The organism is Pseudomonas sp. PDM10 (assembly GCF_014852295.1).
Taxonomy (GTDB): domain Bacteria; phylum Pseudomonadota; class Gammaproteobacteria; order Pseudomonadales; family Pseudomonadaceae; genus Aquipseudomonas.
Genome location: NZ_JACVBJ010000001.1, coordinates 19929 through 33997 on the forward strand (window position 1 = coordinate 19929; position 14069 = coordinate 33997).

The window sequence follows — 14069 nt, forward strand, 5'->3', positions numbered from 1 at the left end:
CCTGCCTTTCACACCCAGACGTCATTCTGCGCAGTGCGCTCGCCACCTTCGTTACCTGTGTTCAGCACACCTTTGGGTTCGATCAGCAGGAGTTTCACCTCCTGCTCGGCGAACGGTTTGTGCTCGACACCTTTTGACACCACATACATTTCGCCGGCGTTCACCAGCACGTGGCCATCGCGAAAGTCGATACGCAGTTGCCCTTCCAGGACGATGAAGGTTTCGTCGGTATCCAGGTGATCGTGCCAGATGAAATCCCCCAGCAGTTTCACCACCTTGAACTGGTAGTCGTTCATTTCGGCGATGACCCTGGGCGTCCAGTACGGGCCGATCCTGGCGATTTTTTCAGCGAAATTCAGGCTTTCGTAAGCTTTCATGCAGCAGCTCTCGTGGTTGATCGTGCATCCACGATAGCCGGCGTATCGGCGTGCTTCTTGAACGATCGTGCGGGCTCAGCGGCGGTGCATTTTCATCCAGCGGGCCGGCGACAGTCCGTAGGTTTTGCTGAACTGCCGGGTCATGTGGCTCTGATCGGTGAAGCCGGCGATCAGCGCGGCGCTGACCAGTGGTTGGCCCTGGATCAACAGCGAGCGGACCAGGTCGAGGCGGCGCATGGTCAGGTATCGATAAGGGCTGGTGCCGAACAACAGGCGAAAATCCCGCGACAGGCTCCAGCGATCACGGCCGCTGTGTTGCGCCAGTTCTTCCAGCGTCACGGTGCGATCCAGCGCGCTGTGGATGAATTCCCGCGCGCGTTCGGCGGCCGCGTAGTCGAAGCTCTGGCGGGTGGCAGGCACGCCGGAAACGCTGTTCAAGGCTTGGGCCAGGTCGAACAGCGCATCCTGCTCTTCGAGAGGGTCGAGAGGGCAATCGAGGCTTCGCAGCAGCACGGCGGTGGCGGCGAACAAACGTGGATCGGCTGACAGGCCGGTCTTGATAAACGGCAACGGCTGGCCGCCGAGCATTTGCTGGATCAGCGCCGGTTCGATGTACATCATTCGGTACTGGAACCCGGTCTCGGTGCCGGCTTCGCCATCGTGGACTTCGTCCGGGTGCAGCACCATGGTCCCGCCCGGCAGACTGTGACGCCAGCCGCCGCGGTACTGAAAACTCTGCACCCCGGCCAGGGTATGGCCGATGGCGTAGGTGTCGTGGCGGTGAAGGTCGTAGCCGTGGCCTGCAAAAAACGCCTCGAAACGTTGAAGCCCGCCAACGTCGGGCGCGCGGTGGAACCAGTCGATAGCGGGCGTTTGCTTGGCCATGGTGGTGTTGCCTTGAACTCGATGCTGAACACGTTACCCCACTCACCAACCGCTTGTCTGCTGCCGATCGAATCACCCGGCTGGTAGAAAATCCCCGACTAATGTTGCAAGGTGTTGCATATTTTTTAAGCCACGAAGGCGCCCCACATCATGGAAATATCCCACCTGAGCTACGCCGCTCCGTTGTTGTCGTTGGCGCTGTTATGGACAGTTGCGGTGGTGACGCCGGGGCCGAACTTCTTCAACACCGCGCAACTGGCTGCCAGTTGCTCCCGGCGCCACGGGGTCGTCGCCGCACTGGGCGTGGCCACGGGCACGGTGCTTTGGGGGTTGGCGGGTGGCCTGGGCATCAAGTCGCTGTTCAGCGCCGCGCCGACGCTCTACCTGAGCTTCAAGATTGCCGGCGGTTGTTACCTGATCTATCTGGGTTTGAAGCAGTTCAAGCGCAAACCACCGAGTGTGCCGGGCGATAACGGCTCGCTGAATGTCGCCGGTCGCACGCTGCTATCGGCTTATGGCCGGGGCTTTGTGGGCAACATGACCAATCCCAAGGCCGCGCTGTTCGTTGCTACGATTTTCGCCACGGCCATGCCGGCCTCACCGCCACCGATGTTGCTGGCGCTGGCCGTGCTGACCATGGCGACCTTGTCTTTCAGTTGGTATTGCAGCGTGGCGCTGCTGTTTGCCAGCCGGCGGGTCGCGGGTGCTTATGATCGTTCGCGTAAATGGCTGGATCGCTTCGCCGGCAGTTGCTATCTGCTGTTCGGCGCGCATCTGGTGGCCAATCGTTGAGGAGTTCTGAATGAGCAAACTGCGGGTAGGCATTATTTTTGGCGGCCGTTCGGCTGAACATGAAGTGTCGCTGCAATCGGCGAAAAACATCGTCGATGCGCTGGACCGTTCGCGCTTTGAACCGGTGCTGATCGGCATCGACAAGCAAGGCCACTGGCATCTGAACGACCCTTCGAACTTCCTGCTCAACCAGGAAAACCCGGCGTTGATCGCCCTTAACCAATCCAACCGCGAACTGGCCGTTGTGCCGGGCAAGGCCAGTCAGCAATTGGTGGAAACCTCCAGTCAGGAAATGCTGGGTCATGTCGATGTGATCTTCCCGATCGTCCACGGCACCCTGGGCGAAGACGGTTGCCTGCAAGGCTTGCTGCGCATGGCCGATCTGCCGTTTGTCGGCTCCGACGTGCTCGGTTCGGCCGTCTGCATGGACAAGGACATCAGCAAGCGCCTGCTGCGTGACGCCGGGTTGGCGGTCACTCCGTTCGTCACCTTGACCCGCGCTACCGCAGCGCGGACCGGGTTCGCCGAGGTGCAAGGCAAACTCGGTTTGCCGCTGTTCGTCAAACCGGCGAACCAGGGATCTTCCGTGGGCGTCAGCAAGGTGAATGATGAAACCGAGTACGCGGCAGCGGTGGAGCTGGCCTTGGGTTTCGATGAGAAAGTCTTGGTCGAGTCCGCCGTCCGTGGCCGCGAGATTGAATGCGCCGTGCTCGGCAACGAAGACGCCATCGCCAGCGGTTGCGGCGAGATCGTGGTGCGTAGCGGGTTTTATTCCTACGACAGCAAATACATCGACGCTCAAGCGGCGGAAGTGGTGGTCCCGGCAAACATCAGCCGCGAGGCTAGTGAACGCATCCGTGCCCTGGCCGTCGAGGCATTCCAGGTGTTGGGTTGTTCCGGGCTGGCGCGGGTCGACGTGTTCCTGACCGACAGCGGCGAAGTGCTGATCAATGAAATCAACTCGTTGCCCGGCTTCACCCGCATCAGCATGTACCCCAAGCTATGGCAGGCCACTGGTATGACTTACAGCGAGTTGGTCAGCCGTTTGATCGACCTGGCGCTGGAGAAGCATCAGGCGCGACAGGCGCTGAAGATCTCTCGCTAGGCTGAATCAGGCGCGCCGTGAACTCCGAAGTCGTCATCCAGCTCGATGGCGACGCTCACGGCGTCTCATATCATTTTGGGTATGTCGGCCTGATTCGTCTGCTGACGCAACCGCTTCGATTCATACGCTTCGATCAGCGTGATCATAATGTCGAAGAAATCACCCTCAGGGGTGCCAGGCTCTGGTTCGTTGTCGAACAGCGCTGACACGTTCTTGAGGGCTGCACGATAGTCCTCGTCGGTGTGAATGGGGCGGATGTTCATGGGTTACTCCATCTCGACAGTATCAGCGTCGATTGCGTCGTACTGTTTGTGAGTGCCGACTCTATCCAAGAAGCAGTCATTTGTAGGTAGGAAAAGGCTGCGTGAAGTGGCCGATCAGGATGTATCAGGTGTAAAAAAGGGCCTACCTCCCGGTAAGCCCTTGCTCATTCCCACGTACGACTCAATCCCCCAACGCCGCCCCCTCACGCCGCGGATCGGCCCCTCCTGCCAACGACGTTTTCCCCTGCGCATCCTTCACCCGAACAATCGCCTGGGTCCCGCTGGTCATGTCGATCTCGTTCACGCTGTGCCCTTTGTCTTTCAGCGCCTGAATCAGCGCCGGGCTGAACTGCCCCTGTTCCAGTTCGGTCGGGCCGTTGCGGCTGCCGAAGTTGGGCAGGCTGATGGCGGTTTGTGGGTCGAGGTTCCAGTCGAGCAGGCCGATGGTGGATTTGGCGACGTATTCGATGATCTGCGAGCCGCCGGGGGAGCCGATGGTGGCGAGGAATTCGCCGCTCTGACGGTCGAAAATCAGGGTTGGTGCCATGGAAGAGCGTGGGCGTTTTCCGGGTTCGACGCGGTTGGCGACCTTCTGGCCATTCTCTTCGGGGATGAACGAGAAGTCGGTCATCTGGTTGTTCAGCAGGAAACCCTGAACCATCAGGTGCGAGCCAAACGCGGACTCCACCGTGGTGGTCATGGATACGGCGCCACCTTCGTCATCCACCGCCACCACTTGCGAGGTGGAGATGCGCAGCGGCGAACGGTCCGGTGCGTAGGCGACCTGGATGCCTGGCGGGGTGCCAGGTTTGGCCGTGCCCATGCTGCGATCGCCGATCAGGGCCGCGCGGTCAGCCAGATACCCAGGGTCCACCAGACCTTTGACGGGGACGGGCACGAAGTCCGCGTCGGCCACGTATTGCGCGCGGTCGGCGTAGGCCAGGCGCTCGGCCTCGGAGATCAGGTGCACGGCTTCAGGCGTCGGTTCGATGCCCGCAGGTTTGTTTGTCTTGACCGGTTTGAGCGGCGCCAGGGCAAAACGCGGGTCACGGGTTTCCAGGGCCTGCAAGGTGCCGAGGATCTGCGCCACGGCGATCCCGCCTGACGACGGTGGCGGCATGCCGCAGACCTGCCAGCGTTTGTAGTCGGTGCACAGCGGCGCGCGCTCCTTGGCGCTGTAGCCGTTGAGGTCGTTCAGCGACAGGCTGCCAGGGTTGGCGTGGCCCTGAACCTTGGCGACGATCTCCTGTGCGACGGGGCCTTTGTACAACGCATCCGGTCCTTCCTTGGCAATGCGTTTGAACACCGCGGCCAGCGCCGGGTTTTTCAGCGTAGTGCCCGCGGCTTTCGGGCTGCCATCGGCATTCAGGAAGTAGGCGATCATGTCCGGCGAGCGTCGAATGGACGAGTCCGAGGCGATCAACTGGTGAAGGCGTGGCGAGATGGCGAAGCCTTGATCCGCGAGTTTGATCGCCGGTTCGAACAGCCGTGCCCACGGCAGATGACCGTGTTTCTGATGGGCCAACTCAAGCGCTCGCAACACGCCCGGTGTCCCGACTGAACGACCGCCAATCTGCGCCTGGGTGAACGGCATCGGTTTACCGTCGGCTTGCAGGAATAGCTTCTCGGTGGCGCCGGCCGGAGCGGTTTCGCGACCGTCATAAGTGCGTACAGCCTTGCCATCCCACAGCACGATCAACGCACCACCGCCAATGCCCGAGGATTGCGGCTCGACCAGGGTCAGCACGGCCTGCATCGCAATCGCGGCATCGATTGCCGAACCCCCCTGGCGCAACATCTCCCGCCCGGCCTCGGCCGCCAGCGGATTGGCCGCGGCCGCCATGTGTTTTGAGGCGTATTGGGTCTGCAGGTCGGCGCGATAACCTGACGCGACTTCTGGCGCGACAGGCAACGTCGAAGTGGTCGGGGCGCTACAGGCTGCGAGGGTTAAAGCCGCGGCGATCAGCGAAAAGGCTGACAGGCGATAGTGGCTCAAGGAGAAGGTTGAGAACACGTGGGGGCACTCCGTCCGTGGGAAAGATCAGGGGACTTTATCGGCCGAAAGGAAGTGACGCAAACCAGCGCCTACAGCAAAGATGCTTTTACCCTTCATGAGTCCGGGGATTTTCTGTAGGGTCGAGGGCAATAGACTGGCCAGAAGATCAACAAGAGGCAGATATGCAGACCGAGTTCCCCACCCAGCCAAGTTACCGCACCCAGCGTGATCAATTCCTGGCCGCCGCGACCGCGGCCGGTGCGACGCTGACCGAGTACCCGCATCCACTCAAAGGGCCGTTCGGTGAGCCGTTGAGCACCGATGTGGCCGTGCTGGGTGATCCGCGGGCGAAGCGTTTGCTGATTGCGCTGAGTGGCACTCATGGCGTCGAAGGTTTCTACGGTTCGGGATGTCAGATCAAGTGGTTGCAGGCGTTGGGCAAGCGTTCGCTGCCGGCCGATGTCGCGGTGGTGATGATCCACCTGATCAATCCGTGGGGCACTGCGTGGCTGCGTCGGGTCAACGAAGACAACATCGACCTGAACCGCAATCACCTGAACTTCGAGCATGCATTGCCCGATAATCAGGCCTACGCAGCGCTGCATGAAATCTATGCCTGCACGCAGTTGCAGGGCCCGGAACGTGATCGCGCCGATGCCTTGCTCGATGAGCAAATCGCCGAACACGGTTGGCCAGCGGTGATGTCGATTGTCGAGGGTGGCCAGCACCGTTATCCCGATGGTTTGTTCTACGGCGGGCTGGCGCCGAGCTGGTCGAATCGCACGTTGCATCAGATCATTCAAAAGCATGTTTCCCATGCCGAAGTGGCCATGTGTTTCGACTTGCACACCGGGGCAGGGGAGTACGGTCATCCGATGTTGCTGACCATTACCGAGGCGGCGTATCCAGCGCTTGCGGATGCGCAGGCGATTTATGGTCCCTGGCTCTATACCTTGCACACAGGCGCCGACACGCTGAGCGAAACCGGCGTTGCTGCCACTGCTACCGGCTACACCTCGCAGGCGTTGATCAATGCGTTGCCGCACGTGCGGTTGATGCCGTTTGTGATCGAGTGCGGGACGTATCCCGGCGCCGAGGTTCATCGTCATCTGCGCGATGATCACTGGCTGCACCTGCATGGCAATCCGAGTGATGCAGTGGGGCGCGGGATCAAACTGAATCTGGTGGAGCAGTTCTATCCCGCCGACAGCGACTGGCAGGCGATGGTCTGGCTGCGCACCTGGCAGATTTGGGAGCGGGCGTTGTCAGCATTGCCGGCAATCCGTTCCTGACGTGATTTGCGCGGACGTGGCCTCTCGTTGCCCGAACTCATGCGGTTCAAATCTTCCTGCAGCCGCAGCATGCTTTCTTCGCCGACGCGGATGAAGCCGCTGCGGGGCTGATCCAGGTCGAGGGTGATGGTGAAGACCATGGCAATCAGGATCGCGAAGATGGCCGTCGAGCCGTGCCGTCGACGGTGACCCAGGCCATAGCTGTAAGCGATGAAACCCAGCGCACCGATGGCCACGACGAACAGCAGATTGATGACGGTTGCCGGGACATGATCGTCCTGCTCGGCGCGGCGCTTTTCATTGACGTTGTAGACGTCGGTCAACGCCTGGATCACCAGGTTCATGGCGGCTGTCGCTTCGCCTTGAGCCTCGGCGGCTGCGGCCAGATTCCATAACTGGTCCTCGATCGTCCGCGACGATTCGCTGGCGGCCTTCAACAGTTTCTCGTCCGTGCCGGCGCGCATGAATTCAATCCGCGCCGAGACATAATCCTTGAGCATCGCTGACATCTTCCCGCGCAGATCAGACGGCAGCAATTTCGCTCGCAGATAGGTCGAGCCGATCACCGTGACTTCATCTTGAATCAGTGTCTGGCGCGCTTCGAAACGTGAGGTGGCCATGGCGAAGTTGAAACCCAGCAACAACGCGAGCAGACCGAGGAGGGCGGTTTGCAAAACGGAGAGGTGGGAGCGGGTCGAATCATTGCTGTGGGTTCGGTGATGACGGCCGAGACGAAAAGCGAGTTCCAGCACCACGCAGAAGATGGCGACCACGATGAAAAACAGAATGATTTCGTCCAGGCCCCAGTACATAGGCTAGGTCTCTCTGCGTTCAAGCTTTGGCATTAACTGTAGGAGAGAACCGCGAAGAGTGGGCATTAACCGCCCTGTGGGCCAGAGCACTTTTCTTGAGGCATAAAAAAACGGCCTACCTTTCGGTAAGCCGTTTTTAGTACTTGGTGGCTACACAGGGACTTGAACCCCGGACCCCAGCATTATGAATGCTATGCTCTAACCAACTGAGCTATGTAGCCAAGTGGCGCGCATTATTGGCTTGGAACAGAGATGTGTCAAGCGTAAATCTAAAATATTTCTCTACGCTTTCAACCGCTTATCCGCCTGACCCGAAAAAACGGGTCAGGAGAGGGCATCAACTGAGCTGAAATCTCCCGGTATTGGCACTCAAGGCCTTGCTGCCCTGGCTCAAGGTGTCCGCTGCCAGGTTCACCGCTCGCGCGCCTTCGAGCAAGCGTACCGCGGCCTGATCGACTTGCTGGATATTGCCGCTGACCTCGTCGGCGGTGGTCGCTTGCTCGTCGACCGCGGTAGCGATTTGCGCCAGGGTGTCGGTGACGCTCTGCACGGCACTGGCAATTTCCCCCAGGCGTTCGCCGAGGCCAGTGACGGCCTGGGCGTCGGACTGAGCCTGGCCGCAAGCGGCTTCCATCAGGCTCACCGCTTCGTTTACGGTGCTGCGCAGGCTGTCGACAGTCCCGGCAATCTGCGCGGTGGAGGACTGGGTGCGTTGCGACAGGCTGCGCACTTCATCGGCCACCACCGCAAAGCCACGACCTTGCTCTCCCGCGCGAGCGGCCTCGATGGCGGCGTTAAGTGCCAATAGATTCGTCTGCTCGGCAACGCCGCGAATGGTATCCACCACCAACTGAATCTGCTGCCCTTGTTCACTGACCCGGCCCAGGGCTGCCGCGGTGTCGTTCAAGCGCTGATTGAGTTGCTGAATACTCGCCGTCGTGCGCTGGCTGTCACGGCTGCTGTCGGCGGCGATGCGCTGGGTGTGCTGAGCGCTGCCGGAGGCCTGTTCGCAACTCTGGGCGACCCCTTGTGAGGTCGCGGCCAATTGCGTGGCTGCCGCGGCGATCTGGCTGATCTGCAACTGCTGAGCTTCGACTTCTCCAAGGGCGCCGCTGGAGTGATGGTTGAGGGTGCGCACCGCGTTGCTCAGCTGCAAGGTTTCATGATCGACCCCCAGCAAACTGTTGCGCAGTTGCACCACCGCGACGTTGAGGGCGGTGCTGATGGCGGCCAGTTCATCGCGACCTTCTACCGGTACTTGCAGGCTCAGATTGCCGTCGCGCAAGGCTTCGGCCAGCAGGGTAATACCGCTGGCGCTACGACGGATCGAGGCCTGCAAGCAGATGAACAGGTACAGCGCGGCCAGCAACAGGCAGCCAAAAATGCTCGCTACCAGGATGAACTGGCGAATGGCAGAACCGTGGTAATAGTCCAGGCGCTGATCCAGCGACACCAACGACTGCTGACGCAACGAAGCGAGGTCGGCGAGCAGGGTGTCGAGGTTGCGTTCGAACTCTTCCGGCTTGAGCTTGATGCTGCCGCCGAACACGCCGTCATCGAGGACTTTCAACTCGGCGTCCAGGTGCTTGAGGCTGTCATGGTATTGCCCGGCCCAGGTTTGCAACGCGCTGGGCAGCCGCGCTTCCAGCAGGTTCGCTGTTTTGACCAACTGCTCCCGGGCGTCGCCGATGCGGCTGCGCAAGTCGCGCAGTTGCAGACGGCTTTGCAGGGTGAATTGCCCGGACACTACAGAGGCCTGGCCAACGCTGGCGAGACGGCCGACTCGTTCAATCAGGTCTGGCGCGTGCTGCGTGGAGATCTGCGTCAGCAAATAGGTTTCCAGCCACGGCGCCAACGTCAGGCGATTATCCATGGCGATCTGCTCGCGCAAGGCTTGCAGGGCACTCAAGGCATTGGTGAAACGATCGTAACCGTCCGGCCACCAACCGACGCTGCTCAGGCTTTTTGAGTCCAGGCCGTTGAGGGCGGTTTGCAGGGCTTGATATCGGGTCAGGGTTTCGCCCTCGGCGCCTTCGGTTTGCAGTGCGTTGCCGAGGTCCGAGGTGGCTTGGGCGACGGCTGGCTGAACCGTATCGAAAGCCGCCATCGCCGCGATCGTCGCGGGTGTCGGCTGGCGATTGGTTTCCGTGGCGCGCCAGCGAGCCGCGCGGTCACGCTGAGCGGCGAGCAGGTTATCCAGAGCATCGAGGGCGAGCAGTTGCCGAACCCCGGCACGTTCGCCGGAGATCAGGTTCAGTTTGTCGCGATAGTCCTGACCGATCATCCACAGGCTGCCCGTCAACGGCAGGATAAACAGTAGAAACAACAGCTGAAATTTGCGTGCGAAGCCAAAACGCCCCAGCAACCCGATCCCCGGTGATAAAAAAGCCTGCATGCCCCAAAACTCCTCTGGGCACCACGCACCATTGGCGTGCGTCGCAACCGTTGCGGTCGCGACCTGTGCCCTTCTAAAAGGCCTCGAAAGTTCACCCTCGTCAGCTCTGTAGGCCGACTCTGTAGCGAAACTTCCCATTCTCGGTCCCCTTTGTAAGGGGCCGCGTTGAAGCGGATTACCAAGGCAAGATTCAGACCATGGCGTTGCGCTATCACCTTTTCAGCGATGAAAATCGAGGTCGTTAGCAGGCTAAGGGGATGGCGCTGCTGCACTGAAAAATGGCACATTGACGCACCTGCCCGTGTGCACCCATCTGTTGTACGGAAACTCTTATGGCTATCAGCAATGTCCAGACCGGCGCGCAGCCGGCATCCGCGACTTCACAAAGCAGCCCTTTGGTCATGCGCATTATCGGCGCCGTGGCGCTGGCGCATTTGATCAACGATTTGATCCAGTCGGTGCTGCCGTCGATCTATCCGATGCTCAAGGCCAACTATGGCCTGACGTTCACCCAGGTTGGCCTGATCACTTTGACGTTCCAGCTGACGGCTTCGCTGTTGCAGCCGTGGGTCGGTTACTACACCGATCGGCACCCCCAACCCTGGCTGCTACCCGCCGGGACGGTTTGCACCTTGATTGGCATTTTGATGATGTCGGTGGTCGGCACCTTCCCGTTGATTTTGCTGGCAGCAGGGTTGATCGGTATCGGCTCCTCGACCTTTCACCCGGAAGCTTCTCGCGTGGCGCGATTGGCCTCGGGCGGGCGATTTGGCCTGGCGCAATCGACCTTTCAGGTGGGTGGTAATGCCGGTTCGGCCTTCGGTCCGTTGCTCGCCGCCGCGATCATCATTCCATTCGGTCAGGGCCATGTGGCCTGGTTCGGCCTGTTCGCGGTGTTTGCGCTGTTCGTGCTTTATCGGATCAGCCGCTGGTACGCCAATCACTTGAGCCTGTTCAAACTCAAGCAAGGCCAGGCGGCGACGCATGGCTTGTCGAAGAACCGCGTGATCAGTGCACTGGTGGTACTCGGGTTGCTGGTGTTCTCCAAGTATTTCTACATGGCCAGCTTCACCAGTTATTTCACCTTTTACCTGATCGAGAAATTCGACCTGTCAGTAGCGAGTTCGCAGTTGCACCTGTTCCTGTTTCTCGGCGCGGTAGCGGCGGGGACCTTCTTTGGTGGACCGATCGGCGACAAGATCGGGCGTAAGGCGGTGATCTGGTTCTCGATCCTCGGCGTAGCGCCGTTCACCCTGATTCTGCCTCATGTCGACCTGTTCTGGACCAGTATCTTGAGCGTCGTGATCGGCTTCATCCTGGCGTCAGCATTCTCGGCAATCGTGGTGTATGCGCAAGAACTGGTGCCGGGCAATGTCGGGATGATTGCCGGGGTGTTCTTCGGGTTGATGTTCGGCTTTGGCGGGATTGGTGCCGCGTTGCTCGGGCATTTGGCGGACATACACGGCATCGAATACGTGTACTTGCTGTGTTCGTTCTTGCCGTTGTTTGGGGTGTTGGCGATTTTCCTGCCAAGAACCAAAAAAGTCTGATCCTTACAAATCCCACAGTTGATCGGTGGTGTGGTGGTGATTATTTCAGGCACAAAAAAGCCGCGTCTAAACGCGGCTTTTTCTTGGGCGGGTGTCTTACACGTTGAAGCGGAAGTGCATCACGTCGCCGTCTTTAACGATGTAGTCCTTGCCTTCCAGACGCCATTTACCGGCTTCTTTGGTGCCGGCTTCGCCCTTGTACTGGATGAAGTCGTCGTAGGCGATGACTTCGGCGCGGATGAAGCCTTTCTCGAAGTCGGTGTGGATCACGCCAGCGGCTTGTGGTGCGGTGGCACCCACGCGGACGGTCCAGGCGCGGACTTCTTCGACACCGGCGGTGAAGTAGGTCTGCAGGTGGAGCATTTCGTAGCCGGCGCGGATGACGCGGTTCAGGCCAGGTTCTTCGAGGCCCAGGGCTTCGAGGAACATGTCTTTCTCTTCGCCGTCTTCCAGTTCGGCGATTTCGGCTTCGATCTTGTTGCAGACCGGAACCACCATGGCGCCTTCTTCTTCGGCGATGGCTTTGACGATGTCCAGCAGCGGGTTGTTCTCGAAACCGTCTTCAGCGACGTTGGCGATGTACATGACCGGCTTGGTGGTCAGCAGGTGGAAGCCACGAATCACCGCTTTGTCGTCGGCGCCCATGTTCTTCATCAGCGTACGGGCAGGCTTGCCGAGGGTGAAGTGAGCGATCAATTGCTCCAGCAGGCCTTTCTGGACCACGGCGTCCTTGTCACCACCCTTGGCGTTGCGGGCGACTTTCTGCAGTTGCTTCTCGCAGCTGTCGAGGTCGGCGAAGATCAGTTCCAGGTCGATGATTTCGATGTCGCGTTTCGGGTCGACGCTGTTGGAGACGTGAATCACGTTCTCGTCTTCGAAGCAGCGGACTACGTGCGCGATGGCATCGGTTTCACGGATGTTGGCGAGGAACTTGTTGCCCAGGCCTTCACCTTTCGAGGCGCCGGCTACCAGGCCTGCGATGTCGACGAATTCCATGGTGGTCGGCAGGATACGCTTTGGATTGACGATGGCCGCCAGGGCTTCCAGACGTGGATCCGGCATCGGCACGATACCGGTATTCGGCTCGATGGTGCAGAAGGGGAAGTTCTCGGCCGCGATCCCGGATTTGGTCAGGGCGTTGAATAGGGTGGACTTGCCGACGTTAGGCAGGCCGACGATGCCGCAATTGAATCCCATGGTGTTTTCCCCGAGGAGTGAGTCAGGCCTTCTGGCTGTGCAGGTTTTTCATCGCGCGGTTCCATTCCCCGGCGAGGATATCCGGCAGCACGCCGAGGGCAAAGTCGATGCTGGCATCGAGTTTTTCCTGTTCGGCGCGTGGCGCACGACCCAGGACGAAATTTGAAACCATACTGGCAACGCCCGGGTGGCCAATGCCAAGCCGCAAGCGGTGAAAGGTATTCTGATTGCCCAGTTGCGCGATGATGTCGCGCAACCCGTTGTGACCGCCATGGCCGCCGCCCTGTTTGAGCTTGGCAACGCCGGGTGGCAGGTCGAGTTCGTCATGCGCCACCAGGATTTCTTCAGGCGTAATGCGGAAGAAGCCGGCAAGTGCCGCGACGGCCTGGCCGCTGCGGTTCATGTAGGTGGTGGGAATCAGCAGACGAACATCCTGACCCTGATGCGAAAAGCGCCCGGTCAGGCCGAAATATTTACGATCCGCCACAAGGTTTACGCCTTGTGCGTTCGCGATGCGCTCAACAAAAAGGGCCCCTGCGTTATGCCGGGTCTGTTCGTATTCAGCGCCTGGATTTCCCAGGCCAACGATCAGTTTGATGGCAGTCACGATAGGGGCCCTTCCTTGGAGTGGTGGATAACATCGCCGCGACAGGTGTGTGCGGCGAAAGTGGACGACAAGTGCTCATTTACCATTATGTAAACTCCGCTTTCTCGCCCGCTTTCTCGCTACGCTCTAGTCCGCGATGTTTCCGGTCACTCCGGCGAACAGAGTGAAATTACTCTGCTGCGCCTTCTTCAGTAGCTTCTGGAGCAACACGTGGAGCGTGGACGTTGGCAACAGCCTTGTCATCACCGTGTACCAGAGCAACAAACTCAACGCCTTTAGGGGCTTTGAGGTCAGACAGGTGAATGATCGAGCCGATTTCGGCGTTAGCCAGGTCGACTTCGATGAATTCAGGCAGGTCTTTCGGCAGGCACGAAACTTCGATTTCAGCAACAACGTGCGAAACTTCGCCGCCTTTCTTGATCGGCGCTTCTTCACCAACAAAGTGTACAGGCACGATAGCGGTCAGTTTCTGGCCAGCTACAACGCGTACGAAGTCAGCGTGCATCACGTGGCCTTTGGCCGGGTGACGCTGCAGGGCTTTGATGATTACGTTTTGCTTGGTGCCGCCAACGTTCAGCTCGATGATGTGGCTGTAAGCCGCTTCGTTTTCGAGCAGTTTGGCAACTTCTTTAGCCAGCATGCTGATGGATTCAGGGGCTTTTTCGCCACCGTAAACTACAGCAGGTACCAGGCTTGCGAGACGACGCAGGCGGCGGCTCGCACCTTTCCCCAGGTCGGAACGCACTTCAGCATTCAGAGTAAATTCGTTCATGTTGTATCTCCAAAATAACCACATTC

Annotated in this window: 12 protein-coding genes, 1 tRNA gene and 1 pseudogene; 4 read left to right on the plus strand and 10 right to left on the minus strand. The window is 59.7% G+C overall.

All coding sequences use genetic code 11. The annotated features are described in order from the left end of the window. Positions 1–8: 8 nt before the first annotated feature. Both IB252_RS00105 and IB252_RS00110 read right to left on the minus strand, forming a co-directional pair. Complete coding sequence (locus tag IB252_RS00105) at positions 9–377, minus strand: cupin domain-containing protein (protein WP_111451254.1); 369 nt, start codon at positions 375–377, stop codon at positions 9–11. Between the two features lie 75 nt (positions 378–452). Continuing rightward, positions 453–1262 carry an AraC family transcriptional regulator gene (locus IB252_RS00110; protein ID WP_192406179.1) on the minus strand — a complete coding sequence of 270 codons (810 nt, stop codon included), beginning with the start codon at positions 1260–1262 and terminating at the stop codon, positions 453–455. A gap of 150 nt (positions 1263–1412) precedes the next feature. On the opposite strand from IB252_RS00110, the gene IB252_RS00115 reads away from it, so the two are divergent. Further along, positions 1413–2054, plus strand: a complete 642-nt coding sequence (locus tag IB252_RS00115) for a LysE family translocator (RefSeq protein ID WP_076029765.1) — start codon at positions 1413–1415, stop codon at positions 2052–2054. Positions 2055–2064: 10 nt separating this feature from the next. Further along, positions 2065–3159 carry a D-alanine--D-alanine ligase gene (ddlA, locus tag IB252_RS00120; RefSeq protein ID WP_192406181.1) on the plus strand — a complete coding sequence of 365 codons (1095 nt, stop codon included), beginning with the start codon at positions 2065–2067 and terminating at the stop codon, positions 3157–3159. A gap of 110 nt (positions 3160–3269) precedes the next feature. On the opposite strand, the pseudogene IB252_RS00125 reads toward ddlA, so the two are convergent. Next, positions 3270–3422: pseudogene (locus IB252_RS00125) on the minus strand (transcriptional regulator); the annotation flags it as partial. 181 nt (positions 3423–3603) lie between these two features. After that, positions 3604–5436: a gamma-glutamyltransferase gene (gene ggt, locus IB252_RS00130; RefSeq protein ID WP_192406182.1), complete on the minus strand. Its 1833-nt coding sequence runs from the start codon at positions 5434–5436 to the stop codon at positions 3604–3606. Between the two features lie 164 nt (positions 5437–5600). On the opposite strand from ggt, the gene IB252_RS00135 reads away from it, so the two are divergent. Further along, entirely contained in the window at positions 5601–6710 is a 1110-nt protein-coding gene (locus IB252_RS00135; RefSeq protein ID WP_192406184.1) for a DUF2817 domain-containing protein, read from the plus strand. Here the strand turns inward: IB252_RS00135 and IB252_RS00140 are convergent. The 3 genes from IB252_RS00140 to IB252_RS00150 all read right to left on the minus strand — a co-directional run bounded on the left by IB252_RS00140 (position 6614) and on the right by IB252_RS00150 (position 9917). After that, positions 6614–7522: a hypothetical protein gene (locus tag IB252_RS00140; protein WP_192406185.1), complete on the minus strand. Its 909-nt coding sequence runs from the start codon at positions 7520–7522 to the stop codon at positions 6614–6616. The two genes, IB252_RS00135 and IB252_RS00140, sit on opposite strands and share 97 nt — an antisense overlap. A 144-nt stretch (positions 7523–7666) precedes the next feature. Continuing rightward, a tRNA-Met gene (locus tag IB252_RS00145) sits at positions 7667–7743 on the minus strand. Between the two features lie 116 nt (positions 7744–7859). Then, entirely contained in the window at positions 7860–9917 is a 2058-nt protein-coding gene (locus IB252_RS00150) for a methyl-accepting chemotaxis protein (RefSeq protein WP_192406187.1), read from the minus strand. Between the two features lie 332 nt (positions 9918–10249). Between IB252_RS00150 and IB252_RS00155 the strand changes: the two genes are divergently transcribed. Then, positions 10250–11467 (plus strand): MFS transporter, encoded by a 1218-nt coding sequence (locus tag IB252_RS00155; protein WP_192406188.1) that lies wholly within the window; start codon positions 10250–10252, stop codon positions 11465–11467. Positions 11468–11563: 96 nt separating this feature from the next. Here IB252_RS00155 and ychF read toward each other — a convergent pair whose 3' ends face one another. The 3 genes from ychF to IB252_RS00170 form a co-directional block, all read right to left on the minus strand. After that, positions 11564–12664 carry a redox-regulated ATPase YchF gene (gene ychF, locus IB252_RS00160; RefSeq protein ID WP_008011955.1) on the minus strand — a complete coding sequence of 367 codons (1101 nt, stop codon included), beginning with the start codon at positions 12662–12664 and terminating at the stop codon, positions 11564–11566. Between the two features lie 22 nt (positions 12665–12686). After that, complete coding sequence (gene pth, locus IB252_RS00165; RefSeq protein WP_111451263.1) at positions 12687–13271, minus strand: aminoacyl-tRNA hydrolase; 585 nt, start codon at positions 13269–13271, stop codon at positions 12687–12689. A 169-nt stretch (positions 13272–13440) separates the two neighbouring features. After that, a complete protein-coding gene (locus IB252_RS00170; RefSeq protein WP_192406189.1) occupies positions 13441–14043 on the minus strand; it encodes a 50S ribosomal protein L25/general stress protein Ctc in 603 nt (200 codons plus the stop codon). Between the last annotated feature and the right edge of the window lie 26 nt (positions 14044–14069).